The organism is Kribbella sp. DT2, assembly GCF_049844575.1.
Lineage (GTDB): Bacteria > Actinomycetota > Actinomycetes > Propionibacteriales > Kribbellaceae > Kribbella.
The window spans coordinates 254,664-281,156 of sequence record NZ_JBNCLH010000001.1; the positions used below are offsets into that span (position 1 = coordinate 254,664).

Here is a 26,493-nt window from a genome sequence, read left to right on the forward strand (position 1 = left end):
CCATGGATCAGCTCCGGATCGGCATCGTCGGCGCCGGGATCATGGGCCGGGCCAACGCCCTGTCCCTGTCGGCCGTTGGCGAGGTCGAGGTCACGGCCTGCACCAGCCGGTCGGCCGAGGCCGCCGGCCGGCTCGCCGACGAGATCCAGGAGCGCGGCGCTCCCCGGCCGGCGATCCACGCGGACCTGGACGCCCTGCTGCAGGACGACCAGGTCGACGCCGTCGTCCTCACCACGCCGGACCACCTGCACGGCGAGATGATGGTGCGCGCGGCCGACGCGGGCAAGCACATCCTCGTCGAGAAGCCGCTCACGACCTCCGTCGCGGAGGCGGACGCGGCAGTGGCCGCCGTACGGCGGAACAACGTGGTGGCGATGTGCCTGTTCAACCATCGCTGGGTGCCCGCCTACGCGCAGGCGCACGACCTGCTCGCCGACCTCGGGGAGCCCGCGGTCGCCTACGCCCGTAAGGACGACACGATCTTCGTGCCGACCGAGATGCTGTCGTGGGCCGACCGGACGACCTGTGCCTGGTTCCTGTCCAGCCACGACATCGACCTGGTCTCCTGGCTGCTGCGCGACCAGGTCAGCCGCGTCTACGCCACCGCGCGCTGGGGCAAGCTGCGCTCGCTCGGCATCGACACCCCCGACGCGATCCAGATCCAGGCGGAGTACTCACGCGGTGCCGTGGCGACGTTCGAGTCGGCCTGGATCTACCCGAACACCTTCCCGACCATGGTCGACTCCTACGTCTCGGTGGTCGCCGAGAACGGCGTGGTCCAGCTGGACCGGCAGAAGGAGAGCGTCGTGGTCGCCCGCGAGGACGGCTACAGCTACCCGCGGAACATGCTGCAGCGGGTGATGCACGGGATCCCGGCCGGCGCGTACGCCGACGCGATCGCGCACTGGATCACCTGCTGCCGCACCGGCGCGCAGCCGCTGATCACGATCGAGAGCAGCCGCAACGTCACCGCCGTGCTGGAGGCCGCGCACACCTCGATCGCGACCCGGCAGCCCGTCGACGTCTCGATGCTGGCCGATCCCGCGCCGCGGTGAAGGAGATCGCCACCATGTCCACCGGTCCCGAGAAGGCCCGGCACATCGACGACCGGATCAACCGGATCGGTACCGCCGACCTGATCAAGGCCTTCGGTTCGCCGTACGGCGTCGACGACCTCGCCACCCTGCGCGCCTTCGTGGCGGGCCGGATGCGGCGGCCCGCCTGGCCGTTGCGGGAGTGGACCGAGGCGATTCGTTCCCGGCCCGCGGCCGACGCGGTGCTGATCGAGGCGACCGCGCTGCTCAGCGGGGTCGACGTGACCGGCACCGAGCACGGGCGCTCCCGGCGCTACGGCTTCCACTACCTGAACTGGCTGACGCCGGGCGTGCACGCCTGGCTGCTGACCGGCGAGGACCGCTACCTCGAAGCCTTCGAGAGGCACCTGGAGGACTGGGTCGAGCAGCGCGACTCCGTCACCGGCGAGTGGCCCGGGCTCGACGTGATCTGGTACTCGCTCGGCACCTGGGCCCGGTGCCGCGGCCTCCTGCCCACGCTGGAAGTTCTCACCGCTTCACCGCTGTCCGACCGGGCCTGGGGCGGACTGGTCAGCACCCTCGTCGGCGGCGCGCGGTGGGCGTACGACGAGCACGACGTCTTCCGGCACGGCAACTGGCAGCTCGTCTCCGCCACGGAGCTCCTGCACATCAGCGCCGTACTGCCCGACCTGACCGAGGCGGCGAGCTGGGCCGAGCGCGGGCGCCAACGGATCGACGAGCACCTGCTGCTGGATGTCTATCCCGACGGCGGGCACTACGAACGCTCTCCGGGCTACCACAAGATGTGCCTGACCTCGCTGCAGCTGGCCGCTGTGATCGACGCCCGGTACGGGTCCGGCGAGCTGTCCCGGCACCCGAAGATGACGGCGATGTACGACTGGCTGTGCGAGCTCGTCTCACCCGGCGGCTGGATCCCGCACCTGCAGGACAGCCACGTCGAGTGGCCGGCCAGCGGCCTGCTCCGGGGAAGCTACGTGCTCGACAACCCTGCCCTGGCGAGCATCGCCGCGCAGTGGCTGACCCCGGACGCGTTCGCCGAGGAAGCCGCCATGCTTCCGGCCTGGACGGACACCGCCCGGCAGGCGCGATGGACGAGCACGCTCGCTTCAGCTCTCAGCAACCCTGCTCCGGAGCCGCAGCGCACTTCCGTCCTGGCCTACTCCGGGTACGTCGTCCTGCGCGCCGGCGACCTGCGCGCGGTGATCAACTGCGGGCCGCACATCGAGCACGAGCTGGAGTCGCACTCGCACCGCGCGGTGCTCGACTTCGTCCTCGAGGGGCAAGGGCGACCGCTGCTGTGGGAGGCCGGTGGTCCGCCGAGCTACGACGATCCGGAGTACCTGACCTGGTACCAGTCCGGCCGCGGTCACAACACCGTGCTGGTGGACGGCCAGGAGCTGAGCACCGATCGCGCGGTGAGCACCGACCCGCTGGTCGACACCGACCTCCTGGCCGTCTTCACCGGCCGCCACCAGGGCAACGGCGTAGCGCAGGCCCGCACGATCGCGCTGGTCCGCGAAGAGCCGTCGTACGTCGTGGTCAACGACTCGACGCCAGGCCTGGACGGCTTGGAGCGGCACACCTTCCGGGCCTGCTGGCAGGCGCTCGACCCATGGCAGCAGGTGGGTCCGCTCGCTTTCAGGACAACGGCTCCCGACGGTTCGGGACTTCTCCTTCTCGAAGCAGGCAGCCCGGAGACCACGGCGATCGAGACGCTCCAAGGGACCGCCCGTCGGCCGGACCCGGTGCGTCACGAGGCTTTGTACGAACCGCTGCACACGTTGGCGCTCGACCGTGAGCAGGGGGCCTTCACGACGGTGCTCGTCCCGGACGCGGGGGCGGAGGTGAGCGTCGTTCGAAGCGGGGGGAAGTTGACCATCGACCATGGCCACACTGTCGACCGGGTCGGCGCCAACCACTGGGTGCGGACCCGGCGGACCGGAGGCGAACAGTTGTCCTGGGCAACGGGTTGGCAGGTGCGCGAACTGTCCGACCGCGGCCGCCCGCTGTTCCGCAGCGCGGCTCCCGTCGATGTGGAAGCCACTCTGCGGGACGGCCGGCTGCACCTGGTGGTGACCGCGTCCGGCCGGTGCCGGATCTGGATCCGTGTGCTCCTGGACGGCGAGGTCCGGCTGGACGCCGTACCAGTGACGACGGTCAGCGACGAGGCGGGCTGGGCGGATCTCACGCTCCCGTACGCCGGGCGCTGGACCATCGAGGGGGCGACCCATGACTGAGGACGTCACCAGCGGCTGGTTCGACGCCCACGTCGTGACCGGCGCGCACCCGGCGGCCCTGCTGCAGGCGACCGACCGGGACGCGATCGCCGCCCATCTCGACACGTTCGCGCTGTCCGGGGCTCTCGTCAGCGCGATGGCCTCGTGGCTGCACGATCCGCTGACCGGCAACGCGGAAGCGAGCGCCGTCGCGACCGACCTCGCCGACCAGGGCGTCCTGGCCTGCTGGACTGCGGTGCCACCGGTCCACGGCGAGGCGCACACCCTCGATGGGTTGGTCCGCCAGGCCGCGGACGGGAGTGGCGTCGGGGCGTTCCGGATCCATCCCCGATCGCACGGGTACTCGCCGGTGTCCGCCGCGATGGACGAGTTCTACTCGGCCCTCGCGGACACCGGCTTGCCGCTCTGCGTGGACGCCACGGAGCTCGACTGGTCCCAGATCGCGACGATCGCGACGCGCTTTCCGACGGTCCGGATCGTCGTCTCGCAGGTCGGGTACCGGGAGCTGCGGAACCTGTCGGCAGCTTTGCGCGACCACGACAACCTGTCCGTCGACCTGGTCAACTTCGCGGCCCACCAGGCAGTGGAGTGGCTGGCCGCCAACGGCCTCGCCGACCGGCTGCTGTTCGCCACCGGGCTGGGGCTGCGCGATCCCGCCGAGAGCGTCGTACGGCTTGCTTGGTCGGGTGTGGACGATGCCATCGTGCGCCAGATCGGCTCGGGCAACGCGGCCGCGCTGTTCGCACTGCCGGTCGGGGGTCTCGCATGATCGGCCGCCGGCCTGTGGCCGGGCGGCAGGTGATCGACGTGCATGCGCACCTCGGCCCGTACTCGCTGTTCTACATCCCGGAACCCGGCGCCCAGCAGATGGTCGACGTGATGGACCGGACCGGGACCCAGGTCACGGTCGTCGCGGCGAACCGTGCCATCCAGCAGGACGCCCACCTCGGGAACTCCGAGACGCTGGCGGCGGTGGACGCGCACCCGAGCCGGATCGCGGCGTACGCGGTGATCAACCCGTGGCAGGACCCGGAGCGCGAGCTCGAACGGCTCGCGGCCGACGACCGCTTCGTCGGGATCAAGGTGCACCCGACGCTGCACCAGTACCCGGTCACCGGCGCCCGGTACGCCGCCGTGTGGGCGTTCGCCGCGGAGACCGGCTGCCCGGTGCTCAGCCACTCCCAGCACGGTTCCGCGTACGACGCGCCGGCGCTGTTCGAGACGGTCGCCGACAGGTACCCCGACGCTCCGGTGATCCTCGGCCACGCGGGGATCAGCCCGGCCGGCGTCGACGAGGCCGTCGACGCCGCCTCCCGCTACCCGTCGCTCTGGCTCGAGGTGTGCGGATCGCAGATGACCGGTCAGCTCATCACGGGCATGGTCGAGCGGGTCGGGAGCCGCCGCGTGCTGTTCGGCTCCGACTTCCCCTTCATCGACCAGCGGATGTCGCTCGGCCGGGTGGTGTACGCGTCGCTGACCGAGGACGAGCGCGAAGATGTCCTTGGTGGGAACGCCCGCCGTCTGTTCCGGTGGCGCCCGCTGCCGGGTGATCCGGGGGAGCTTCAGTGAGCGACGAAACAGTGCCGGCCGACAGCTCGTCGGCCGGCGAACGCCTTCCGCCCGTCGTGGTCGGGCTGTTCGGTCCGCGCCGGCTGGTGAAGACGATGGCCGAGGCCGGCGTCCAGATCGCCGAGCGGCACGCGCCGAACCGGGTCAAGTTCGTCACCGGCGGGTACGACGACCAGACCGAGGCCGAGGACCGGTACCGCCGGCTGCGCGACCGCATCGACGCCGCCGTGTTCCCCGGCCCCTGGCAGTTCGACCTCGCCGCGGACGGGCACTGGTTGACGGTCCCGTCCACGCACCTCCCGCTGACCGGCGCCGCCCTGTACGCCGCCCTGCTGCGCGCCTCGCTGACCATCGACGACGTCGACCTGAGCCGGGTGAGCATCGACTCCCTGGCCGCGGACGACGTCGAGGAGGCGTACGCCGAGATCGGGCTCGACACCACGCACGTGCACGACATCCCGTACGACGGCCCCGAGTCCGTCGCGGGCTTCGTCGCCTTCCACCGGGCCAAGCGGGAGCAGGGCAGCACGCTGGCCCTGACCACGATCCTCTCGGTCGAGCGCGAGCTGCGGTCGCACGGCGTACCGGTGCTCCGGATCGCGCCGACCCGGTCGAGCGTGCGCGACGCCCTGGAGACGGCGGTGCTGCTCGGCCAGGGCATCCGGATGGGCGCGCACCAGATCGCGATGATCGCCGTACAGCTGATTCCTACCGGTACCTCTCGCACCGAGTCCGGCGACTACTGGCAGCAGGAGCTCGCCCTGTCGACCCACCAGAAGCTCCTGTCGGAGGCGCGTCAGGTCGGGGCGACGGTGTCGCGGCGCTCGGACACACTCTTCCTCGTCACCACCACCCACGGTGCCCTGGTCCAGCTGACCGAACAGTTCACCACTGCCCCGTTCCTGAGCGTGCTGACGGCTCAGCTCGGCGTACCGGTGGCTGTCGGAGCCGGCACCGGCCAGACGGCGCGGGCGGCCGAGGCCAACGCGCTGATGGCGGTCGAGGACTCGGTCAGCCGCGCGGGGCGGGTCGCGGTCTACCTCGACGACGCCAACGCGCGCACCGACCTCCCGCCCGGCGCCGGCCGCGCGATCACCGAGTCCGCGCCGCAGGACGGCGCCCCGCCGATCGACCCGCGCGCGATCGAGATCGTCACCTCGATCGCCGCCGCGTCCGGCGTCGGTCCGCAGGTGATCGCCGACGTCGAGATCGTCGCCGAGATCATGCAGGTCACCCAGCGAACCGGGCGCCGGATGCTCAAGGAACTGGTCGACGCCGGGCTCGCCTGGCCGCTGCCGCCGGCCCGGTCGAGCGGCGGCGGCAGGCCGCGCCAGCAGTTCCGGCTGCTCACCGAGAAGCTCGAATAGCCCACCCACTCCGCGGAGGAAACATGCCGAGTACCGTTGCCCGAGGTTTCGAGCAGGCCGAGCAGTTGTACGCCCGCGCCCAGCGGTCGCTGGCCGGCGGTGTGTCGAGCGACGCCCGCCGGGCCGCGGGGACGCCGCTCTTCGTCGACCACGCCAAGGGCTCCGAGCTCTGGGACGTCGACGGCAACCGCTACCTCGACTACGTGCTCGGCCAGGGCCCGAACCTGCTCGGCCACGCCTCACCGCTGGTGGCCGAGGCAGTCACGGCCCAGGTCAGCCGGGGCATCGCGTACGCCGCCCAGCACGAGCTCGAGGCGATCGTCGCCGAGCGGCTGTGCGCGATGGTCCCGTCGGCGGAGCTCGTCCGGTTCAACAGCGTCGGGTCGGAGGCCGTGCACGGCGCGATCCGCCTGGCCCGCGGGCACACCGGGCGGCCGAAGATCGTCAAGTTCGAGGGCAACTACCACGGCTGGCTCGACCCGGTGCTCTACAGCGTGCACCCGGACCTGGCCTCCGCGGGCGACGCCCGGCACCCGGTCGCGGTCGGCGGTACGGCGGGCCAGCCGCGCGACGGCGCGACGGACCTGATCGTGCTGCCGTACAACGACCTCGACGCGGTGGCGGCGGTGTTCGCCGAGTCCGGCGACGAGATCGCCGCCGTGATCCTCGAACCGCTGCTCTGCAACACCGGGTGCATCACGCCGGCGCCGGGCTACCTGGAAGGCCTGCGGGACCTGACCCGGCAGTACGGCGCGCTGCTGGTGTTCGACGAGATCATCTCCGGCTTCCGGGTCGCGCCGGGTGGGGCTCAGGAGCTGCTCGGCGTCGTACCGGACCTGTCGGCATTCGGCAAGGCGATGGCCGGTGGGATGCAGGTCTCGGCGCTCGTCGGGTCGCGCGAGGTGATGGGGTCGATCGCGGACGGGACGGTGGCGCACGCCGGGACCTTCAACTCCCACCCGGTCGCGATGGCGGCGGCTGATGCGGTGCTGCGGTATCTCGACGAGGAGCGGGACGCGGTGTACCCGCCGCTGGTCGCGCGGGGGCAGGAGTTGATGGCCGGGCTTCGGTCGGCGGCCGAGCGGCACGGCGTACCGCTGCTTGTCGACGGGCCTGGGCCGGTCTTCCAGACGTACGTGACCGACGAGGCTACGGTCACGGACTACCGGTCGTTCGCCGCCTGCGACCGGGCGGCGATGGGCAGGTTCCACGCGGCGCTGCTCGCGGAGGGGATCAGCATCGTTCCGCGGGGGTTGTGGTTCCTGTCCACCGAGCACACCGGTCAGCAGATCGAGGAGACCATCGCGATCGCCGATTCCGCCCTGGCGTCGCTCTGATCTCCTACGGCATGAGTTGGCCGCCGTTGACCTCGACGATCTGGCCGGTGACGTAGGAGCTCATCGCGTCGGAGGCCAGGAACAGGATCGTGCCGACACACTCGTGCGGCGTACCGGTGCGGCCCATCGGGATCGTGGTCAGCATCGCCTTCATCTGCTCCTCGCCGGTGTGCCGGTCGTGGAACGGGGTGCTGATCACGCCGGGTGAGATCGCGTTGACCCGGATGTTGTCGGGCGCGAGCTCCTTGGCCAGGCCGCGGGTGAAGGTGCTGACCGCGCCCTTGCTGGTCGCGTACACGACCGAGCCACCGCCCCCGCCGTGCCGGCCGGCGATCGAGGTGACGTTGACGATCGCGCCGTTGCCCTGCTCGCGGAACACCGGGACGATCCGTCGGCTCATCGCGAAGACCGAGGTCAGGTTCACGTCGAGGATCCGGTGGAACTCCTCGTCCGGTACGTCGGCCACCGCGGCCCGCTTGACCAGGTCCCCGGCGTTGTTGACCAGTACGTCGATCCGCCCGTGCTTGGCCAGCACGGCGTCGATCAGCGCGGCGGCCTCGGTCGGGTCCGCAAGATCGGCCTGATGAACCGAGCCGCTACCGCCCGCGGTGTTGACGGCGTTCAACGTGTGCCGCGCGCCGGACTCATTGGCGTGGAAGTGCAGCGCAACCGTCGCCCCCGCCTCCGCAAACCCGACGGCCGCAGCCGCCCCGATCCCACTACTGGCGCCGGTGACAAGCACAACCTGATCCGAGAAGTCGAGAAATCGCATGGTGCCATCCTGCAGGACCGCTCCAGCACGAACCCGCCGACCCGGGCGAGCCCCACCAACCAATCAGGGACCGACGAGGAGTCCCCCAAGGTTTTGGGGCCGCCCGTTCTGGACTGAGGAGGGAGGGAGCGAAGCGACCGACCGACGAGGGAAGAGCGGGCGAAAAAGCCCCAAAACCCGCCGAGCCGGAGGCGAGGCCAAAAAGCACAGCCCCAAAACCCGCGGCGACGAAGTCGACGCCAAAAACACAGCCATGTGCGCCCCCAATCCACAGACAGGCCGACGACAAGCTCACGCCAGAGCCTCCGGAGGTAGCCTCGACGAATGGGTTACGACCTGGCGACGCTAGAGCTCAGGCGGTGGCGAGTGGCCGACGCGTTGCGCCTGACCGCGGCGCACGCTGACCCGGACATGGCCAACCAGGGCGGTATCCGCGACACCGCGAGCGCGGTCGACTGGATCGGCCGGGTCGCCGACCTCGACAACGGGCACGTGTACGCCGTCGCGGACGCCGACGACCACCCGGTCGGCTGCGTAGCGGTCACCAACATCGACCGCCACCAGGTCGGCTGGACCTGGTACTGGACGATCGCCGAGGTCCGCGGCCAAGGCGTCGCCCGCGACGCGCTCCGCGCCCTGGCCGACTGGGCCCATCACGACGCCGGCCTCTACCGCCTCGAGCTCGGCCACCGCACCAACAACCCGGCCTCCTGCGGCGTCGCCGCCGGCGCCGGCTTCCTGTACGAGGGCCTGGAACGCGAACGCCTCGCCTACGACGGCACCCGCTACGACGTAGAACGCCACGCCCGCCTGGCCTCGGACCCGCTCACCCATCCCCACCGCCCGGTCACCATCAGCACCTGACACTCGCCCAGCGCCGGGACAGGCGTTGCGGGAGGCGACCAGGGGCCGGAGACCCTACGGTTGGGGGTATGGGTAAAGGCAACCGGCTGTCGTTCTTCTCGTTGGTGATCGGTGGGGCGGCGGGGTTCGGGTTGCTGTGGATCACCCGGCGGGCCTGGGACGACTGCGGCGTGAAGCTCAACGGGGTCGGCAACGGCGCGACGCTGCTGTTCGTCGGGCTGCCGGTGGCGATGGTGGTGAACATCGTGCTGTTCAGCGTGGTCTGGCGGGTGATGAAGAAGGGCGGCGGCGGCAAGTTCCTGATGCCGCTGACCGGCGCTCTGATCGCGATCGCCATCGCCGACCTGGCCCTGTTCTCCTGGGCCGGCACCCCCGCCGGCATGGCCACGCCGATCTGCCCGGCGAACGTCCCCGCCTGGTGGCCGGAGTGGATCCCGAGCTGAGTCAGTCCGCGGGTGGGGCGTACGAGCGCCAGCGTTCTTCGACGACGTAGCCGAGGGACTCGTTCGCGCCGAGACTGGCGGCGTTGAGCGCCGCGCCGCCGGTGCCGAAGACGCGCACGCCGTCGGCGTACAGCGTGAGGATCGACAGTGCCTTGACCGCCTGTCCGATCCCGCGGCCGCGGTACCCGGCGAGCACCGACGTGAAGCCGGTCTCGGCGCGTTGCTCCTCGCCCACGCCGACCAGCCTGATGTTGGTCGCCCCGACCAACTGGTCCCCGTCGAGGGCCCCGAACACCCGGCCGTCCGTCCACAACTCGTGCATCGTCTCGAGCGACCCGACGACCTGCTGCGTGGCCGGCGTGTACGGGTAGTCCGCCTCGTTCGCCTTCTCCAACGCATGCAGCGCCTCGGCGTACGACGGCCCGAGCTCGCGCACGACCACACCCGTCGCTCGCCGTACGGCCTGGTCCAGCCGCGCCGGATCCGGCGACCGTAGCCGCGCTCCCCACGACTCGCCGACGACGGTCCACCCGTCAGCTTCCAGTACGGCGCAGCGCGGGTCGTCAGCGCGGACCACTTCGAATGTCATCCCGGCGATTGTCCGCGCGTCCGCCCTGTCAGCTCAACTCGATATCCCCAGCCGCCGCGCCAGCCCCTCCGCGTCGTACGGCGCCCGCACCTTCACGTCGTTGTCGAAGTACGCGAACACCTCGCGCTGCCGCCGCGGCGCCGGCGACCCGACCCGCTGCCCGTTGGTCGGCGTGCGCCCGCCGTGCCAGGTCTTGATCCGCCCGGCCCACCGGTCCAGCGCGGCGTCGTCGTACCCGCTGACGTACAGCTCGTCCGCACCGTGCAGTCGCACGTAGACGAAGTCCGACGCGGTGACGTCGTCGAGCATCGGCCACTTCCCTGCCGTGTCGGCGCACACCAGTGCGATGTCGTGCTCCCGCAGCAGGCCGACGAACTCCTCGTGCTCGTACGACGGGTGCCGCACCTCCAGCGCGTGCCGCACCGGCCGCTCAACTCTTGCCTCCAGCAACGACCGGTCGTTCATCCGCTCGTCGTGCTCACGTGCGAGCTTCGCGGCCTCACCAGTTGTCCGAGGCAACAACTCGAAGAACCGCGCCAGCCGGTCGGCGTCGTACCCGAGCGTGCCTGGCAGCTGCCAGAGCACCGGCCCGAACTTCTCCCCGAGCGCGAGCACGCCGGAGGCGAAGAAGTTCGCCAGCGGCGTCCCGACGTCCTCGAGCTTCTTCATCTGCGTGATGAACCGCGGCCCCTTGACCGAGAACACGAACCCCGGCGGCGTCTCGTCGTACCAGCGCTGGTACGACGACGGCCGCTGCAACGAGTAGAACGAACCGTTCAGCTCGATCGAGTTCAGCCGCCGCGACGCGTACTCCAGCTCGGCGCGCTGCGGCAGCCCGTCCGGGTAGAACACCTTGCGCCAGGGCGCGTACCGCCACCCCGAGATGCCGACCCGGTACGGACTGTCCTGCCAGCGTTCCATCGTCGCGAGTGGATCAGCCGAGCTTGCGCAGCAGCGGTACGACGTCCTCGGTGAACTGGGTCAGGAAGCGCTCCTGGTCGTGGCCGGGGCCGTGCACAACGAAGTGGTTGAACCCGGCATCCAAGTACGGCTGGAACTGCTGGACGACCTCTTCGGGGTCGGAGGCAACGATCCAGCGCTTCGCGACCTGCTCGATCGGCAGCTCGTCGGCCAGCCGCTCCATCTCGGTCGCGCTGTCCACACTGTGCTTCTGCTCCGGCGTCAGCGACAGCGGCGCCCAGAACCGGGTGTTCTCCAGCGCGTGCTCCGGGTCGCGGTCGTAGGACAGCTTGACCTCGAGCATCCGGTCGACGTCCTCGAACTTCTTGCCGGCCTTCTCGGCGCCCTCACGGACGGCGGGCATCAGCTTGTCGTTGTACAGCTCCATGCCCTTGCCGGAGGTCGCGATGAACCCGTCCCCCGCGCGGCCGGCGTACTTGGCGACCAGCGGGCCACCCGCGGCCACGTAGATCTTCAGCGGCGTCTCCGGGCGGTCGTAGATCGACGCCTCGACGGTCTTGTAGAACGGTCCGTCGGAGCTGACCGACTCCTCGGTCCACAGCGCGCGGATCAGGTCGACCGACTCACGCAGCCGCGCGAACCGCTCCTTGAACTCGGGCCACTCGCGGCCCGACACGGCGATCTCGTTCAGCGCCTCGCCACTACCGACACCGAGCATGATCCGGCCCGGGTACAGCATGCCCATCGTCGCGAACGCCTGCGCGATGACCGCCGGGTTGTACCGGAACGTGGGCGTCAGCACCGACGTACCGATCAGGACCCGGTTGGTCCGCTCACCGACGGCCGCCATCCAGGCCAGCGCGAACGGCGCGTGCCCACCCTCGTGCCGCCAGGGCAGGAAGTGGTCGGAGACGGTGACGCTGTCCAGCCCGAGCTCCTCCGCGCGTACCGCGTACTCGACCAGGTCCCGCGGCCCGAACTGCTCCGCCGACGCCTTGTAACCGATCCGAATGCCCACCGTCTCGCTCCTCCGTCGTAGTCAGTCCACCGAGTGACAACCCGCGCACCGCACGTTCTATGCCGCCACCGTACTGCGCGGGGCTGCCGGGTTCTCGAGCGGACAGGTCACGGCGTCGTGCTCGTACGACGGTCGGCTGGGCCGGCGCTCGTGGACGACGGTCAGCTGGTTTGGCGCCAGATGTCGTTGACGACCTGCTGGGCGGCCGGCTCCTCACCTGGCTGAGCCACGGCGGCTGTGCCGACCAGGAACCAGCGCCCCTGGGAGTTGAAGACGTGGGTCATCGCCAGCGTGTACGGCTGGGCGCTGACGGCGTACCAGGTGGTGCTGTCGCGGGCAGTGGTCGGAGCCGGGGTCTTGTACGTCGCGCTCCACTCCTTGTCGAACGCCGCCCGGTCGGCCAGGCACGCGGCCCGGTCGGCGCACGGCCGGAGCGCGATCCGCAGGTCGATCCCGGCCGTCGCCGCGGTCGACCCGCTGAGCACGCGACGGTAGATCGTCGTCGACGACTCCACGGACGCCTTCTCGTCGACCACCGGCGGCCGCGGGAAGCCGAACTCGAACGGCAGGTCCAACGCCCGCGCAACCTGAAGGTCGGCACCCAGCGGGTAGACCGCGCCAACCACCCCGGCAAACGGCGCCGACCGCGACCACCGCACGGAGGTGATCTTCTCGATCCCCGGCTTGAGCACCCCCGTCGGCATCGCCGCCGGACTGACCGCAGCAGGCGGAGCCACCTTCGGGTCGGTCTCCGAGTTCGCACTCTTGATCGCAGCACCGACCGAGTAGGTGACGCTGAACACCGCCAGCACCACGACAACAGCCACCAGGTACGGCCACCACTTCCTGGGGCTCGCCTCGCTCTGGTCTCCTGCACCCGCCGGGGGCTTGGCCTGCGCACCAGAGCCCTGCTCACCTGCAGCACCGGGCGGCGGCCCTCCGGCAAGCTGCCCGCCCGCGGCAACCGACTCAGCGCCGTACGGGGCAGGCTGTCGGTCAGGCGTGGGCTGCTCCTCGGCTGCGGGCGGGTGCTGCTCGAACGGGACCGGTGCGGCGCCGTACGGGGCGAGTTGCTGGCGGACCGACGCCAGCGCCTGCTCGTCGTTGCCGAGGAGGCCGTCGAGGGGGTCGATCAGGCGCTCGGCGCCGGACTGACCAGGGACGAGTTGCGTGACGGCGTACGGCCTGGTGGCGGTCAGGTTGGCGGCCCAGAGCGGAGTCTCCTCGCGCTGCGGGTCGAGTGCGGTGGTGCGGCTGGCCTGGCTGAGGCGGTCGCGGACCGCGGGGTCGGCGGCGCCGGCCGGGCTCAGGACGAGGACGACGACCTCCATCCCGGTGAACGACCGCCCGCGCCAGATCTCCGCGAGCGGGTGCTCCAGCAGCCGCTGATCGAGCCGGTACCCGGAGATCTCCAGCGCGGCGCCCGGATCACCTCCCAGACCACCTGACCGGCTGCTCATTTCGCCTCCCCGACCACCCGGCCCGCCGTTCGCTTCGCTTCCCGCATCCCCCGGTTCGCTGTTCATTTCGTTTCCCAGATCGCTCGGTCCGCCAGGACGAGCGCGGACTGCTCGGCCTTGTCCGGTGCCACCGGGTGCGCCTCGTAGTCCACCTGAACGACCAGGTCGTCGCGCAGCACCACCACCGACACCTTCCAGTCCTCGCCGCCGGTCCGCCCGAACCGATCGATCTTGGTCGGATAGGGCCGACCGGGCGCGACCACGCCCTTCCCTCGCTCGAACGCCTTGCGCGCCATCTGGTCGGGGCGGAACGTCGGCTCGCCCTCGCCCGCGAGCTTCCCGGCGTACGGCGTGATCCGTACGTTGACCGCCGCGGAGGTGAAGGTCTGCTGGCTCGACTCCTCGGCGACCGCGCGGCAGCTCACCTCACCGGTCCCGGTCTGCGCGAACACCGGAGAAGATGCCGTAGGCAACAATTCGGAGATGTCGCCGAGCCGCTCGCACAGGTCCTTCGGCAGCTTGCGCGCCCCGACGACGTCCTCCTCGTGCACCGGTTCCCCGGCCGCGAACCCGATCCCCAGCCCCGCGACCAGCGCGACCCCGGAGGCGATCAGCGTGCCCCGCACCACTCCACTCGCCATGCCCCAGACCCTAGCCACGCGGAAGCTCTCCCTCACCGGTCACGTCTCCACCTGCCCGACAACGCGTCTTAGACGCCACCCGCGACGATCCGGTTCCCACCAAGCTTCAGGCCGGCCAAACGAGCACCCAAAGGTTTTGGGGCCGCCCGTTCTGGACTGAGGAGGGAGGGAGCGCAGCGACCGACCGACGAGGGAAGAACGGGCGACAAAGCCCCAAAACCCGCGGCGACGAAGTCGACGCCAACAAGCACAGCCCGTCCACCGCCGGGACAAAGGCCTACCACCACCTAGCCGAGCAGAGTTTTCACGGTCCCGCCTGACTCACTCAACTTGCTGCCCAACCCCGACAACGCCTCACCCACCGACGCAAGGATCCCCGAAAGGTCCTGCAGGTTGCCCGCCAAACTCTCGATCTCCGTCGCAACCCCGCTGACCTGCCCGCTGCCGTCGTTCAGCCGCTTGGCCGCCGCACCACCGATGTCCATGCCGGGAATGTGGTTCCCGCGCGCCCTCGCCGTACCGGCGTCCCGCGCCCGCCCACCCCCGATTACCACCCAGGCGCCGACTCGTTGTATCGTTTTCGTCGTTGCCTGCGCTCGTAGCTCAACGGATAGAGCATCTGACTACGGATCAGAAGGTTGGGGGTTCGAATCCCTCCGAGCGCGCCAGCAAAGCCCCAGGTCATCAGGTGGACGACCTGGGGCTTTGTCGTTCCCGGCCCCCGGCGTCCGTAAGGTGACCGGAATGCCGACGTGGAGCACACCTGAGCGAACCGAGCCGCCGGTCGACCCGGTCGACGAGCGGGCCGCGCTCGAGGATCGCCTCGAGTACCACCGCACGACGCTGCTGATGAAGTGCGGCGGGCTGACCCCTGAGCAGCTGGCGCTGCGCGCGGTGCCGCCGTCGAGGCTCTCGCTGCTCGGCCTGGTTCGGCACATGTCGGGGGTCGAGGCCTGGTTCCACGCGTACGACGGCCGGCCGGACCACCTGTTCTTCTGGGACTACAGTCCGGACTCGACCGGAGGCAGCGACGAGGTCGACGCCACGCGCGCCGACGACGATCTGGCGAGCTACCAGGCGAGTGTCGCCCGGTCGCGCGCGGCCGTCGCCGGGCGTGGGCTCGACGAGGCCAGCCCGGGCGAGGACTACACGCTGCGGTGGATCTACCTGCACATGATCGAGGAGTACGCCCGCCACAACGGCCACGCGGACCTGCTGCGCGAACGCATCGACGGCACCACCGGCGAGTAGCGGGCCCAGGGCAACTGCTTCCGGTGGAACCTTGTGTCGTACGCCGGAGCCAGTGGCATCCTCGGATGTGCTGAAGTCGGGGGCGGTCGCCTCGAACTCGACTACGGATCACGGTCGGTGAGCTGTGGCCGCGCACGTCCTGGATGTTCTCCAGCGGCACCCCTGGCTGTAGAGCAGCGAGGCGCACGAGAGCCCGACCGATCGGGGAATACTGCGGAACCTTTCTGTGCGATGAGACGTGAACGAGCCGGCGCGCCGAGGTCAGGAGTCGATCGGTCTGACGGAGACGATCTGTCGCACGAGTGTGTGCAGAGGGTGCCCGACGGGTCGGACATCTTCGACTTCACTCTCGACGAGGACGAGATGACCCGGATCGACGCACTCGACACGGAGCTGCGCACGGGACCGGACCCCGACGAGCCGCGCGGCGACTTCTACGACCGCCCGATCCCGGAAGCCTGAGGCAGGGCCGGCGCTGTGATGTCGTCATGTCGTGAAAACGAGTACGGGTTGGACGATCACCAACAGCGAGGGCAGCCGTTCAGAACGACTCTTCGCCTCGAGTGAAGGAGGTGGCCCCGCAGGGCACTTCCTCCGCGAAACCTCGACTCCGCCGCGTTGATCGGACGCGCAGAACTCGCTTCAGCGTGTCCGCAGACTGTCCACCACGAGCTGCAACAGCCGCTCTGTCTGCTCACGTTGCTGATCGGGATCGGCGGCGATCACCGCGCCGGCCATCGCCGCGACGACGTCCTCCGCCGGCACGTCGGCCCGTAGCGCGCCGCACGCCGCACCGATCTTGAGGAAATGAGCGATCGCGGCCGCGAGCCGCGCGCGGGTGTCCGACTGCGTAACAGCGCCTGAGGCAACCATCGCGCGCAGGCTGACGCCCATGGCCCGCTTGGAGTCGACGAAGTCCAAGTAGCGGTACATCCAGCCGAGTAAAGCCTCGTCAGCGGGCGCGCTCGTCGCCAACGCCGGCGCGGCCTCGCACAACCGCGTGAGCTCCTGGCGGTAGACAGCCTCCAGCAGCGCCTCCCGGGTGGGGAAGTGCCGGTACAGCGTGGCGATGCCGACCCCGGCCCGCGCCGCGACCTTGTCGAGGGAGAGCCGTACCGACTCGCCGTTCCGCGCGGCCAGGGCCAGCTCGGCCAGTTCCTCGCCGGCCGCAGCCGTCAACTGCTCATGCTTGCGCGCGGCGTCGATCCGCATAAGTGGAGAAATCTCCGTTCAGTGCTATCTTCGAGGAAACGGAGAAATCTCCGATCGATACCACTCTACCGGGAGAGCACTGCTGATGAGAACTGATCGGCCGGGCGGCACCGTCAAGCTCGGGCAGCACGAGATCGGCCGCATCGGGTACGGCGCGATGCAACTCAGGACGGTCGATGCTACGGCGGCTGTCGCCCTACTGCGCCGGGCTGTCGAGCTCGGCATCAACCATTTGGACACCGCGTCGTTCTACGGCAACGCCACTGTCAACGGCCACGTCCGGGCCGCGCTGCATCCCTACGCCGACGATCTGGTGATCGTGAGCAAGGTCGGCGCACGACACATCGACGCACCCGTCGAACTCGCCCTTGCCCAACGACCGGAGCAGCTCCGCGAACAGGTCCACCTCGATCTCCGGTCGCTTGGGCTGGACCAGGTGCCGGTGGTCAACTTGCGGCGAGCGGACCACGGGCCGGGCCTGACCGCCGAGGGTGACCAGGTCGTCCCGATCGACGACCAGCTCGCCGAGCTGATCGCCCTCCGCACCGAAGGACTGATCGGAGCGATCGGCCTCAGCACCGTCAGCACCGAGCAGATCCAGCGCGCCTTGCCGGCCGGCATCGTCTGCGTACAGAACGCCTACAGCCTGATCGACCGCTCATCGGAAGAGCAGCTGAGACTGTGTGCGGACCACGGCATCGCCTGGATCCCGTACTTTCCGCTCGGCTCGGCCTTCAACCGTATTCCGTCACCCGTAGACCATCCCGTCGTCCAGCAAATGGCGGCCCGGCGACGTCTTTCGCCCGCAGCGATCTGTCTGGCCTGGATCCTCGCGCACGACAAGCACACCGCTCTGATCCCCGGCACCCGTAGCGTCGACCACCTCGAGGAAAACCTGCGTACCGCCGACGTACACCTCGACGCGGACGCGCTCGCACAACTGGATGCGATCGCGTCCTAGGAACATTGACGACGCCGGGACCTGCGGCGCGGCTAGATGTCGTCTTCTTCGGCGAGACCTCGACAAGCGCGGAAGGAATTCGGCTGCGATGGTGTGCTTCGCGGGTCGCTTGGGTTCTTGGCGACGATGACGGGCTTCGTTTCAACAATCGGCAGGTAGAAGTCGAAAGCGCCGTCGCTGTCGACCAGTCGCGGACGGACTGGCATTTCCTTCGACCAAACCCGGACTGAGAACACTCCGGAGTGCTGCTCGGACCGTCGACGCTGAGCCAAGGATCAGAAGGCTGGGGGTTCCAATCCCTCCGAGCGCGCCGGCAGACCCCAGGTCATCAGGTGGACGACCTGGGGTTTGTCGTTGGTGGCGGGGGTCAGCGGCCGTCGCGGCCCTCGGCGGCCTTCTTGACCTCCGGGGAGTCCCAGCGGCCGTTGGCGCGGATGTTGTCCGCTGCCGCCTGGTGGCCCAACTCCTCGAGCTTCGGGGGGAGGTTGAGGTGCGCTTTCAGAAGTTCGCCCGCCTTCTTCGCGGCCGCGTCGTCCTTGCGGGCCTGACGCTCTTCCTTGGTCATGCTTATCTCCTGAGTGAATCGAGGCGAGGCCGTGCGTGACCTCTTGCTTGTCGGAGCAGCTTCTCCCGTCGAGGGGTTCACCGGCCGCGTGTCCGCAGCCGGTCGTCCAGCGACGGTTGGTACGACGCGAACCCCCGGCAACTGGTTCCGGCGAAACTCTGTTGTCGCCGCTCCGCGGTGGTGGGATCGTCGGGCGGGTGACCACGGCCGAGTTGTTGCGGGAGGCGCTGCGACAGCAGCGGTATCCGCTGTCGTCCGGGTACGACCCCGCGTGGGTGGTGCGAGCCGATGGGGCCGCATCCGTTGTGGTCGGTCGAAGCGTTGATGCAGGAGATGACGCTCGAGCCGGGATGCGGGTGCTGGACCTCGACTGCGGGCGGGAGTCGTTCGACGCGATCGTGAGCTTCGGGGCCTTCCACTACTTCGGGACGGACGCTTCGTTCATTGCTGCCTGCGCCGAGTTCGTCAAGCCGGGTGAAACGATCGGCGTGGTGATGTCCGGCCTTGGGCGCGACCCGGGCCGGAGCTTCCGCCATACCTGAAAGAGCGTTGGGGCCTGACCTGTGCGGCTGGCTCGACTCGTCGGCGACGAAAGGTTGATGTGGAGTACTTCGTTTACGGACGCGATCGGGCCGGTGCCTTTCCGCTCAAGGTCGAGCTGAGCGAGCAGCACTGGGCCTTCATGGACCGGTACGCCGAGGAGCTGATCGCGCGCGGGCCGACGCTCACCCACGACGACGAGGACGCCGAGACCACCGGCAGCCTGCACATTCTCGACGTACCGGATGCCGAGGCCGTCGAGCGGTTCGCGTACGACGAGCCGTACTACCTCGCCGGTGTCTTCACGGAGGTCCTGGTCCACGGCTTCCGCAAACGCGTCGGTACGACGATGTGGGACTTCGCCAACGTCGTACCGAGCTACACCCGGTACCTCCTGCTCGCCCTCGACGGTGTCGACCGGGAGCCACCGGAGTCGTCCCACCTGATCCTGTACGGCGACCTGCTCGACGGCACGACCCTCGTCGGCCAGGCAGCACTGGTCGAAGCCCCGACCGCCGAAGCCGCGGCCGCGCTCAGACCCGGGGCCGAGGTCCACGTCTGGCGCTTCGGCGGCCGGCCCACCGAGGACTAGGTCCGCCGCCCCCAACCACCACAAGCACCAGACCACCCACCCCCGAAGCCCCGCGCCGAAACCACCCGGCGCGGGGCTTCAGCACGTTCCGCAACCACCCTCACCAAGAAACCCCCGACGGAAAGCGGTTGTCGGCAGAACTTTGTGATCGTCCTCACTAACTGGCGGTTCTCAACACCCCACCTGGTCGCGTACGGTTAGTACCACTTGCACACTGGTATACGCCCACTGCGTTGACTGGTATGCGACAGATCACACCGCCGAACAGGGGAACGAGCCGCCGATGACGACCACCGCCAGCCCTGCCCAGACCGAGGAAGCGCTCAGCGTCGAGAGCTCCGCCGCACCGCACACCATCGACCTGACCGACGCCCCGACTGAGCACCAGGGCCTGCGCGCCTGGGTTGCCGAGGTCGCCGCACTGACCCAGCCGGACCGGATCCACTGGGTGGACGGCAGCGAGGCCGAGTACGCGAAGCTCACCGACGAGCTGATCGCGGCCGGCACGCTGGTCCGCCTCAACGACGAGAAGAAGCCGAACTCCTTCTGGGCCCGCACCGACCCGTCGGACGTTGCCCGCGTCGAGCAGCGCACGTTCATCTGCTCGGTCGACGAGGCCGACGCCGGTCCGACCAACAACTGGATGGACCCGGCCGAGATGAAGGCCCTGATGACGGGCCTGTACCGCGGCAGCATGAAGGGCCGGACGTTGTACGTCGTCCCGTTCTGCATGGGCCCGCTGAGCGCCGAGAAGCCGATGTTCGGCGTCGAGATCACCGACTCGGCGTACGTCGTCGCCTCGATGCGGATCATGGCCCGTACCGGCGCCGACGTACTGGCGAGGATGGGCACCGACGCGCCGTACGTGCCGTGCCTGCACTCGGTCGGCGCGCCGCTGGAAGCCGGCCAGGAGGACGTCACCTGGCCGTGCAACGACGAGAAGTACATCGTCCAGTTCCCCGAGGAGCGGACGATCTGGTCCTACGGCTCCGGGTACGGCGGCAACTCGCTGCTCGGCAAGAAGTGCTACTCGCTACGGATCGCGAGCGCGATGGCCCGTGACGAGGGCTGGCTGGCCGAGCACATGCTGATCCTGAAGCTGATCTCGCCGGAGAAGAAGGTGCACTACGTCGCGGCCGCGTTCCCGAGCGCCTGCGGCAAGACCAACCTGGCGATGCTCGACCCGACGCTGGACGGCTGGGAGGTCGAGACGCTCGGCGACGACATCGCCTGGATGCGGTTCGGCGAGGACGGCCGTCTGTACGCCGTGAACCCGGAGTTCGGCCTGTTCGGCGTCGCGCCGGGCACCGGCTGGAAGACCAACCCGAACGCGATGCGCACGATCGAGAAGGGCAACTCGGTCTTCACCAACGTCGCGCTGACCGACGACGGCGACGTCTGGTGGGAGGGCTACTCCGAGACCCCGCCGAACCACCTGACCGATTGGAAGGGCCGCGACTGGACGCCGGGCAACGGCGAGCTGTCCAGCCACCCGAACAGCCGGTTCTGCACGCCGATCCTGCAGTGCCCGATCATCGCCGACGAGTACGACGACCCGAACGGCGTGCCGATCTCGGCGATCATCTTCGGCGGCCGCCGCGCGACCACGGTCCCGCTGGTGACCGAGGCCCGCGACTGGGAGCACGGCGTGTTCATGGGCGCGACGCTGTCGTCGGAGACCACCGCGGCCGCGGTCGGCGAGGTCGGCGTGGTCCGCCGCGACCCGATGGCGATGCTGCCGTTCCTCGGCTACAACGCCGGCGACTACCTGGACCACTGGCTGACCGTCGGCAAGGAGCACGCGGCCGACAAGCTGCCGAAGGTGTTCTACGTGAACTGGTTCCGCAAGGACGAGGCGGGCAAGTTCGTCTGGCCGGGCTTCTCGGAGAACAGCCGGGTGCTGAAGTGGATCGTCGACCGGCTCGAGGGCCAGGCCGCGGCCGTCGAGACCCCGATCGGCGCCGTACCGGCCGTCGGCGCGCTCGACGTGAGCGGGCTGGACCTGACGCCGGAGGCGTTGCAGGTCGCGCTGAACGTCGACGCCGAGGAGTGGAAGGCCGAGCTGCCGCTGATCGAGGAGTGGTTCGCCAAGCTCGGCGACACCGTCCCGGCTGCGCTCAGGCTGGAGCTGGACGGGCTGCGGAGCCGTCTCGGCGCCTGACCCCGAACGCCGGCGGCTGACCGGAAGCCAGTACGCCGGACCGCGCGAAGCGCCTCGCCCTACCCAGGGCGAGGCGCTTCGCCGTTCCCGGAGCTCCTGGCCGGCGGGTGCATCGCCGACCGGGCCCGGGCGCGTGAGGCGTCCCGCCGATGTCAGGCGCGGGGTGGTGGCGCGAGGCGGTCGAGCGGGATCCGCGCGGTGAGCTCCTGGCCGTTCGGGCCGTCGTACTGGACGAGGCCGACCCAGCCGTCTCCGCAGTGCAGCCGGCTGATCAGCCAGGCCGGTCGCCAGGTGCTGTCGACCCAGCAGGCGACGTGCGCCGGGAGGGACAGCTGGAGGAACAAACGGAGGTCGTACACCTGCGGTCGGACTGCGAAATCCGTCACCGCCACCACACCCTTTCGTGAGGTCAAAAAGGCTTCACCTACGCCCGCTCCTCACCGCGGCCTCACCCGCCGGGCACCTCCCCAGTTACCCACCCCGAAACTCGGTCACACCTGCGGCCACGCCGTCGGGGCACATATGTTGGCCAGATGAAACTTGGTGTGATGTTGCCCGTCGGTGGCGAGGACGGGCCGGACGGACAGATGCCTCGGTGGGCCGATACGCGCCGGCTCGCGCTCACGGCCGAGGAGGCCGGGCTGGACTCGGTCTGGCTCGCGGACCACTTCTTCTACCGCGACCCGGCCGGTACGACGCACGGGATCCACGAGGCGTGGACGCTGCTGAGCGCGGTGGCGGCGGTGACCGAGCGGGTCGAGCTCGGCACGATGGTGCTGTGCTCGTCGTTCCGGGACCCGGGGCTGGTCGCGAAGATGGCCGCGACGCTCGACGAGGTCTCCGGTGGACGGGTGATTCTCGGCGTGGGCGCGGGCTGGCACGACCCGGAGTACGTGGCGTTCGGGCTGCCGACGGACCACCGGGCCAGTCGCTTCGCGGAGTGGGTGGAGATCGTCGCGCGCCTGGTCCGCGGCGAGACGGTCACGCGGAAGGGCACGTACTACGAGGTCAACGAGGCTGTGCTCGCGCCGCCGCCGGAGCGACGGATCCCGATCCTGGTCGCGTCCCGGCAGCCGCGGATGCTGGACCTGACCGCGCAGTGGGCCGACCAGTGGAACACGGCGTGGTTCGGGGCGGTCGACGACAAGGTCCGCGAGCGGCTGGCGGACCTCGACGAGGCCCTGACCAGGAACAACCGCCCGGCCGGCGAGGTGAGCAGAACCGTCGGTCTGACCGTCCGGGACGTCGAGCAGAAGCCGGCCGACGACTCCGGCGCCTTCACCGGCACCGTCGAGGAGCTCGCCGAAGTCTTCACGGCGTACGCCGAACTGGGCGTCGAGCACCTGATCGTCGACACCGAGCCGATGACGCCCCGCTCGATCGAGCGGCTGGCCGCGGCGAAGGTCATCGCGTTCGGCTGAAACCGGCCGGAACGGCAAGAGCCGCCAGCGGCGTGCTGGCGGCTCTTGCGTACTGCGGAGGCGGCGAGATTTGAACTCGCGAGAGGGGATTACCCTCAACCCGCTTAGCAGGCGGGCGCCATCGACCGGACTAGGCGACGCCTCCTCCGACGGCCCCGTGAGGGACACGACGACGACCAAGACTATCCGGCCGGAGGCCGTCGGAGCAAAGCGGGCTCCCGGCCGCCGGGGGTGGCCGGGACCGGACGCCTTGGGAGTGTCGACCAGGCCCCCTGTAATCTGGCCGAATCGACGGGGGTCGCAGGTCGAAGTCAACCGAGGAGGCCGTGACGGCGTCTGTACTACTGGGGAGCTGATCCCACCAGGCCATCAGCCTGCCCTCTGGACCCGCCAGCCGCGGGTCCGTCTCGCCGCCACCCGTCGTCGATCCAGGGAACGGAGCCATGTCGCGGAGCAATCGCGCAGCCGGCCGGAGGTCTGCACCCAAGGCCAACCGGTCGCGCCACAAGGCGCACCGCACCCGGACGGTCTCGAAGGCGATCGGGCTGACCCTGGTCAGCGCCCTGATCCCGGGTTCGGGGTTCGTGATGGGCGGCCGGACCAAGCTCGGCGCGTTCGTGATGACGCTGAGCATCGGCCTGCTCGGACTGCTGGCGTTCATCGGTCTGACCAAGCGTGACACCGTGCTCACGCTCGCGGTCGACCCGAGCCAGCTGCTGATCGCGACCGCCGCGGTGATCGTGCTCGGTCTGATCTGGATCTGGATCGTGGTCGCCTCGCACAAGCTGCTGCGCCCGGTCAGCCTGACCGCGGTCGGCCGGCTGGCCGGCTCGGCGTTCGTCGGCCTGCTCTGCTTCGGCATCGCCGTACCGACGACCGTCGCCGCGCAGTCGGTGATGGCCCAGCGCGACCTGGTCGGCAGCGTGTTCGCCTCCGAGGGCAACTCCAAGAGCGCGACCCGGCCCCAGGTCGAGGACAAGAAGGACCCCTGGGCGGACACTCCGCGGCTGAACCTGCTGCTGCTCGGCGCGGACGACGGCGCCGGTCGCGAGGGCACCCGGACCGACACGGTGATGGTCGCGAGCATCGACACCAAGACCGGCGACACCAAGCTGATCTCGCTCAGCCGGAACTGGATGCGGATGCCGTTCCCGGAGGACTCCCCGCTGCACAAGTTCTACCCGGACGGCTTCTACGACCCCGACGGCCCGGCCGAGCAGCCCGAGTTCTACCTCGACGCGATGTACCGCAACCTGCCGGCCGCCCACCCCGGCGCGCTCGGCGCGTCCGACAACGAGGGCGCCGACGTGCTGAAGGTGTCGGCCGGCGCCGCGCTCGGCCTGGACATCGACTACTACATGCAGGTCAACCTCAAGGGCTTCCAGTCGATCGTCGACGCGCTCGGCGGGATCACCGTGAACATCAACTACAAGGTCCCGATCGGCGGCGACACCAAGGGCCCGAGCCCGAACGACGACATCCTGCCGAAGGACTACCTGGAGCCCGGCGCGAACCAGAAGCTGAACGGGCACGACGCGCTCTGGTTCGCCCGCGGCCGGTACGGCCTGGACGACCCGTCCCGGCAGGAGCGGCAGCGCTGCACGATCCACGCGATCGTCAGCAGCGCCAACCCGAGGACCCTGGTGACCAAGTACCAGCAGATCGCCTCGGCCAGCAAGACGCTGCTGCGGACCGACATCCCGCAGGAGATCCTGCCGGCCTTCATCGAGCTCGGGCTCAAGGTGAAGGGCGCCAAGGTCACCAACGTCGACCTGGACAAGAACAAGAACTTCCCGAGCGGCCAGCGCCCGGACTACGAGGCGATGGCGCAGATCGTCCAGAACGCGATCGCGAACAAGAAGCCGGCCGCCACGACCACCGTGACGCCGACCAAGAAGCCGTCGGCCGGTAAGGTCACGCCCCCGAAGCCGCCCGCCGGTGGCACCGAGGACCTCAGCGACGCCTGCGCGTACCACCCGTCCAAGCCCTGACCGACGTCGTGACCCGGTCCGCCGGGTCCGGCGTACCGGGTGAGATCCTGGTGCGATGCGTACGACGTACCGGATGCGGGCAGGACGGTTCCTCGGAGTCCTGGCCGCCGGGTTGATCCTGCTCGGCGTGGCCGCGATCGCGTGGGCGGTCGGGCTGCCGGGTGCGGTGGTGGCTGTTTTCCTCGTGCTCGGCGGACTGGTGGCGCTGGCCGGCCTGGGGATCCTGCTCCGCCCGCCGGTGCTGCTGAAGCTCGGCAAGGACCGGATCGAGGTCCGCGGCGTGAAGACCGAGTGGACCGACGTCACCGAGGTCGGCCGGGTCGAGACGACCCACGGCGAGGCCCTCGCCCTGCGGACCAAGCACAAGGACAGTTCGGTCCTGATCCCGGTACGCTGGCTGCCGCCGGGCCGCGACGAGCAGCTTGCGATCGATCTGCGGGAGCGGCTGAACGCGGCGCACGGTTACACGATCTGGGACGGCACTGCCGGTGAGGACGCTGATCGCGCAGAATGATCCGTGGTGAATTTTGTCCGGATCTGATCGAGGAGTCGCCAAGTGTTGTCGTTCGAGCTGTCTGCCGAGGAACTGAGCGTCTACCAGGGCACCAACCCGCGTCCGGACGACTTCGACGCGTTCTGGGACAAGGCGCTGGCCGAGCTGGCCGCGATCGACGCCGACGCGTCCTTCGTCGACGCGACCGACTTCCCGCTGACCACGGCGACCGCCCAGCACCTGTACTTCAACGGCACCGGCGGCTACCGGGTGCACGCCAAGGTGATCCGCCCGCAGGAGCCGACCGGGCCCGCCGTCCTGATGTTCCACGGGTACGGCGGCGAGCAGCCGCGCTGGGTCGACCTGCTGCCGTACGCCGCCCGCGGGTTCACCATCGCGGCCCTGGACGTGCGTGAGCAGGTCGGCTTCCGTACGACGTCCCAGGAGCCGAACAGCTTCAGCCTGCACAACCACCTGGTCCACGGGCTCGACAGCGGACCGGACAGCCTGCTCTACAAGCACGTCTTCCTCGACACCCGCCGGCTGGCCGACATCGTCCGCGCGCTGCCCGAGGTCGACGCGTCCCGGGTCGCCGCGACCGGCTGGAGCCAGGGCGGCGGCCTGACGCTGGTCTGCGCAGCGCTCACCCCCGAGATCAAGTACGCCGCCAGCGTGTTCCCGTTCCTCTCCGACTACCAGCGCGCCTGGGAGCTCAACCTCGAGCGCGGCCCGTACGACGAGATCACCACCTGGTTCAAGAAGCGCGACCCGCGGCACCTGCGCGAGCAGGAGGTCTTCACGACGCTGGGCTACATCGACGTCCAGCACCTGGCACCGCGGATCCAGGCCGAGGTCACGCTGTTCACCGGCCTCGAGGACCAGGTCTGCCCGCCCTCGACGCAGTACGCGATCTACAACCGGCTCGCCGGGCCGAAGGAGATCCGGACCTACCCGGACCTCGGCCACGACGACCTGCCCGGCGCGCACGACGACATCTTCCAGTTGATCGGCGCCAAGCTCTGAAGCGGTTCGC

At 69.8% G+C, this 26,493-nt stretch carries 28 protein-coding genes and 2 tRNA genes; 19 read left to right on the forward strand and 11 right to left on the reverse strand.

Going from position 1 to position 26,493, the window contains the following annotated elements; genetic code table 11:
• The first annotated feature begins 2 nt into the window (after nucleotides 1-2).
• Genes ACLQ2O_RS01160 through ACLQ2O_RS01185 form a run of 6 tightly spaced genes read left to right on the forward strand, consistent with a single transcriptional unit; the run spans nucleotide 3 to nucleotide 7,565 of the window.
• Nucleotides 3-1,055 (forward strand): Gfo/Idh/MocA family protein, encoded by a 1,053-nt coding sequence (locus tag ACLQ2O_RS01160; protein ID WP_425829045.1) that lies wholly within the window; start codon nucleotides 3-5, stop codon nucleotides 1,053-1,055.
• Between the two features lie 14 nt (nucleotides 1,056-1,069).
• Nucleotides 1,070-3,292 carry a heparinase II/III family protein gene (locus tag ACLQ2O_RS01165; protein WP_425826185.1) on the forward strand — a complete coding sequence of 741 codons (2,223 nt, stop codon included), beginning with the start codon at nucleotides 1,070-1,072 and terminating at the stop codon, nucleotides 3,290-3,292.
• Nucleotides 3,285-4,061 carry an amidohydrolase family protein gene (locus ACLQ2O_RS01170; RefSeq protein ID WP_425826187.1) on the forward strand — a complete coding sequence of 259 codons (777 nt, stop codon included), beginning with the start codon at nucleotides 3,285-3,287 and terminating at the stop codon, nucleotides 4,059-4,061. Before ACLQ2O_RS01165 ends, ACLQ2O_RS01170 begins: the two co-directional genes overlap by 8 nt.
• Entirely contained in the window at nucleotides 4,058-4,861 is an 804-nt protein-coding gene (locus tag ACLQ2O_RS01175) for an amidohydrolase family protein (protein ID WP_425826189.1), read from the forward strand. Before ACLQ2O_RS01170 ends, ACLQ2O_RS01175 begins: the two co-directional genes overlap by 4 nt.
• The gene (locus tag ACLQ2O_RS01180; protein WP_425826191.1) at nucleotides 4,858-6,228 is read left to right on the forward strand and encodes a hypothetical protein; all 1,371 of its coding nucleotides are present in this window, start codon (nucleotides 4,858-4,860) and stop codon (nucleotides 6,226-6,228) included. Before ACLQ2O_RS01175 ends, ACLQ2O_RS01180 begins: the two co-directional genes overlap by 4 nt.
• A 23-nt stretch (nucleotides 6,229-6,251) precedes the next feature.
• Entirely contained in the window at nucleotides 6,252-7,565 is a 1,314-nt protein-coding gene (locus tag ACLQ2O_RS01185) for an aspartate aminotransferase family protein (RefSeq protein WP_425826193.1), read from the forward strand.
• 4 nt (nucleotides 7,566-7,569) lie between these two features.
• Here the strand turns inward: ACLQ2O_RS01185 and ACLQ2O_RS01190 are convergent, their stop codons facing one another.
• Nucleotides 7,570-8,337 (reverse strand): SDR family NAD(P)-dependent oxidoreductase, encoded by a 768-nt coding sequence (locus ACLQ2O_RS01190; protein WP_425826195.1) that lies wholly within the window; start codon nucleotides 8,335-8,337, stop codon nucleotides 7,570-7,572.
• Nucleotides 8,338-8,661: 324 nt separating this feature from the next.
• Here ACLQ2O_RS01190 and ACLQ2O_RS01195 point away from each other — a divergent pair, with 324 nt between their 5' ends.
• Nucleotides 8,662-9,201 carry a GNAT family N-acetyltransferase gene (locus ACLQ2O_RS01195; protein WP_425826197.1) on the forward strand — a complete coding sequence of 180 codons (540 nt, stop codon included), beginning with the start codon at nucleotides 8,662-8,664 and terminating at the stop codon, nucleotides 9,199-9,201.
• Between the two features lie 68 nt (nucleotides 9,202-9,269).
• Complete coding sequence (locus ACLQ2O_RS01200) at nucleotides 9,270-9,644, forward strand: hypothetical protein (protein WP_425826199.1); 375 nt, start codon at nucleotides 9,270-9,272, stop codon at nucleotides 9,642-9,644.
• 1 nt (nucleotide 9,645) lies between these two features.
• On the opposite strand, the gene ACLQ2O_RS01205 is transcribed toward ACLQ2O_RS01200, so the two are convergent.
• From ACLQ2O_RS01205 to ACLQ2O_RS01230, 6 genes are all read right to left on the reverse strand, one after another.
• Complete coding sequence (locus ACLQ2O_RS01205; RefSeq protein ID WP_425826201.1) at nucleotides 9,646-10,233, reverse strand: GNAT family N-acetyltransferase; 588 nt, start codon at nucleotides 10,231-10,233, stop codon at nucleotides 9,646-9,648.
• 33 nt (nucleotides 10,234-10,266) lie between these two features.
• Nucleotides 10,267-11,154: a DUF72 domain-containing protein gene (locus ACLQ2O_RS01210; RefSeq protein WP_425826203.1), complete on the reverse strand. Its 888-nt coding sequence runs from the start codon at nucleotides 11,152-11,154 to the stop codon at nucleotides 10,267-10,269.
• 13 nt (nucleotides 11,155-11,167) lie between these two features.
• Nucleotides 11,168-12,172: a glucose-6-phosphate dehydrogenase (coenzyme-F420) gene (gene fgd / locus ACLQ2O_RS01215; RefSeq protein ID WP_425826205.1), complete on the reverse strand. Its 1,005-nt coding sequence runs from the start codon at nucleotides 12,170-12,172 to the stop codon at nucleotides 11,168-11,170.
• Nucleotides 12,173-12,333: 161 nt separating this feature from the next.
• Nucleotides 12,334-13,632 (reverse strand): hypothetical protein, encoded by a 1,299-nt coding sequence (locus ACLQ2O_RS01220; RefSeq protein WP_425826207.1) that lies wholly within the window; start codon nucleotides 13,630-13,632, stop codon nucleotides 12,334-12,336.
• A gap of 62 nt (nucleotides 13,633-13,694) precedes the next feature.
• A complete protein-coding gene (locus tag ACLQ2O_RS01225; protein ID WP_425826209.1) occupies nucleotides 13,695-14,273 on the reverse strand; it encodes a hypothetical protein in 579 nt (192 codons plus the stop codon).
• A 287-nt stretch (nucleotides 14,274-14,560) separates the two neighbouring features.
• Complete coding sequence (locus ACLQ2O_RS01230; RefSeq protein ID WP_425826211.1) at nucleotides 14,561-14,758, reverse strand: hypothetical protein; 198 nt, start codon at nucleotides 14,756-14,758, stop codon at nucleotides 14,561-14,563.
• Between the two features lie 107 nt (nucleotides 14,759-14,865).
• Here ACLQ2O_RS01230 and ACLQ2O_RS01235 point away from each other — a divergent pair.
• From ACLQ2O_RS01235 to ACLQ2O_RS01245, 3 genes are all read left to right on the forward strand, one after another.
• Nucleotides 14,866-14,941: transfer RNA gene (locus ACLQ2O_RS01235), tRNA-Arg, on the forward strand.
• Between the two features lie 76 nt (nucleotides 14,942-15,017).
• The gene (locus ACLQ2O_RS01240) at nucleotides 15,018-15,524 is read left to right on the forward strand and encodes a DinB family protein (RefSeq protein ID WP_425826213.1); all 507 of its coding nucleotides are present in this window, start codon (nucleotides 15,018-15,020) and stop codon (nucleotides 15,522-15,524) included.
• A 315-nt stretch (nucleotides 15,525-15,839) separates the two neighbouring features.
• Complete coding sequence (locus ACLQ2O_RS01245) at nucleotides 15,840-15,986, forward strand: hypothetical protein (RefSeq protein ID WP_425826215.1); 147 nt, start codon at nucleotides 15,840-15,842, stop codon at nucleotides 15,984-15,986.
• Between the two features lie 180 nt (nucleotides 15,987-16,166).
• Here the strand turns inward: ACLQ2O_RS01245 and ACLQ2O_RS01250 are convergent, their stop codons facing one another.
• Nucleotides 16,167-16,736, reverse strand: a complete 570-nt coding sequence (locus ACLQ2O_RS01250) for a TetR/AcrR family transcriptional regulator (RefSeq protein ID WP_425826217.1) — start codon at nucleotides 16,734-16,736, stop codon at nucleotides 16,167-16,169.
• On the opposite strand from ACLQ2O_RS01250, the gene ACLQ2O_RS01255 reads away from it, so the two are divergent.
• Nucleotides 16,714-17,697, forward strand: coding sequence for an aldo/keto reductase (locus tag ACLQ2O_RS01255; RefSeq protein WP_425826219.1), 984 nt, complete (start codon nucleotides 16,714-16,716; stop codon nucleotides 17,695-17,697). The two genes, ACLQ2O_RS01250 and ACLQ2O_RS01255, sit on opposite strands and share 23 nt — an antisense overlap.
• A 367-nt stretch (nucleotides 17,698-18,064) precedes the next feature.
• Here the strand turns inward: ACLQ2O_RS01255 and ACLQ2O_RS01260 are convergent, their stop codons facing one another.
• Nucleotides 18,065-18,262 carry a hypothetical protein gene (locus ACLQ2O_RS01260; RefSeq protein WP_425826221.1) on the reverse strand — a complete coding sequence of 66 codons (198 nt, stop codon included), beginning with the start codon at nucleotides 18,260-18,262 and terminating at the stop codon, nucleotides 18,065-18,067.
• 197 nt (nucleotides 18,263-18,459) lie between these two features.
• On the opposite strand from ACLQ2O_RS01260, the gene ACLQ2O_RS01265 reads away from it, so the two are divergent.
• From ACLQ2O_RS01265 to ACLQ2O_RS01275, 3 genes are all read left to right on the forward strand, one after another.
• The gene (locus ACLQ2O_RS01265) at nucleotides 18,460-18,804 is read left to right on the forward strand and encodes a hypothetical protein (RefSeq protein WP_425826223.1); all 345 of its coding nucleotides are present in this window, start codon (nucleotides 18,460-18,462) and stop codon (nucleotides 18,802-18,804) included.
• Nucleotides 18,805-18,863: 59 nt separating this feature from the next.
• Nucleotides 18,864-19,394 (forward strand): YciI family protein, encoded by a 531-nt coding sequence (locus ACLQ2O_RS01270; protein WP_425826225.1) that lies wholly within the window; start codon nucleotides 18,864-18,866, stop codon nucleotides 19,392-19,394.
• 283 nt (nucleotides 19,395-19,677) lie between these two features.
• Nucleotides 19,678-21,555, forward strand: coding sequence for a phosphoenolpyruvate carboxykinase (GTP) (locus ACLQ2O_RS01275; RefSeq protein WP_425826227.1), 1,878 nt, complete (start codon nucleotides 19,678-19,680; stop codon nucleotides 21,553-21,555).
• A gap of 152 nt (nucleotides 21,556-21,707) precedes the next feature.
• Here ACLQ2O_RS01275 and ACLQ2O_RS01280 read toward each other — a convergent pair whose 3' ends face one another.
• Nucleotides 21,708-21,941, reverse strand: a complete 234-nt coding sequence (locus tag ACLQ2O_RS01280; protein WP_425826229.1) for a hypothetical protein — start codon at nucleotides 21,939-21,941, stop codon at nucleotides 21,708-21,710.
• 147 nt (nucleotides 21,942-22,088) lie between these two features.
• Here ACLQ2O_RS01280 and ACLQ2O_RS01285 point away from each other — a divergent pair, with 147 nt between their 5' ends.
• Nucleotides 22,089-22,976, forward strand: coding sequence for an LLM class flavin-dependent oxidoreductase (locus ACLQ2O_RS01285; protein ID WP_425826231.1), 888 nt, complete (start codon nucleotides 22,089-22,091; stop codon nucleotides 22,974-22,976).
• 55 nt (nucleotides 22,977-23,031) lie between these two features.
• On the opposite strand, the gene ACLQ2O_RS01290 is transcribed toward ACLQ2O_RS01285, so the two are convergent.
• Nucleotides 23,032-23,121: transfer RNA gene (locus tag ACLQ2O_RS01290), tRNA-Ser, on the reverse strand.
• Between the two features lie 298 nt (nucleotides 23,122-23,419).
• On the opposite strand from ACLQ2O_RS01290, the gene ACLQ2O_RS01295 reads away from it, so the two are divergent.
• Genes ACLQ2O_RS01295 through ACLQ2O_RS01305 form a run of 3 tightly spaced genes read left to right on the forward strand, consistent with a single transcriptional unit; the run spans nucleotide 23,420 to nucleotide 26,483 of the window.
• Entirely contained in the window at nucleotides 23,420-24,967 is a 1,548-nt protein-coding gene (locus ACLQ2O_RS01295) for an LCP family protein (RefSeq protein ID WP_425826233.1), read from the forward strand.
• A gap of 55 nt (nucleotides 24,968-25,022) precedes the next feature.
• Nucleotides 25,023-25,481 carry a hypothetical protein gene (locus tag ACLQ2O_RS01300; RefSeq protein WP_425826235.1) on the forward strand — a complete coding sequence of 153 codons (459 nt, stop codon included), beginning with the start codon at nucleotides 25,023-25,025 and terminating at the stop codon, nucleotides 25,479-25,481.
• A 42-nt stretch (nucleotides 25,482-25,523) separates the two neighbouring features.
• Nucleotides 25,524-26,483: an acetylxylan esterase gene (locus ACLQ2O_RS01305; RefSeq protein ID WP_425826237.1), complete on the forward strand. Its 960-nt coding sequence runs from the start codon at nucleotides 25,524-25,526 to the stop codon at nucleotides 26,481-26,483.
• Nucleotides 26,484-26,493 lie beyond the last annotated feature (10 nt).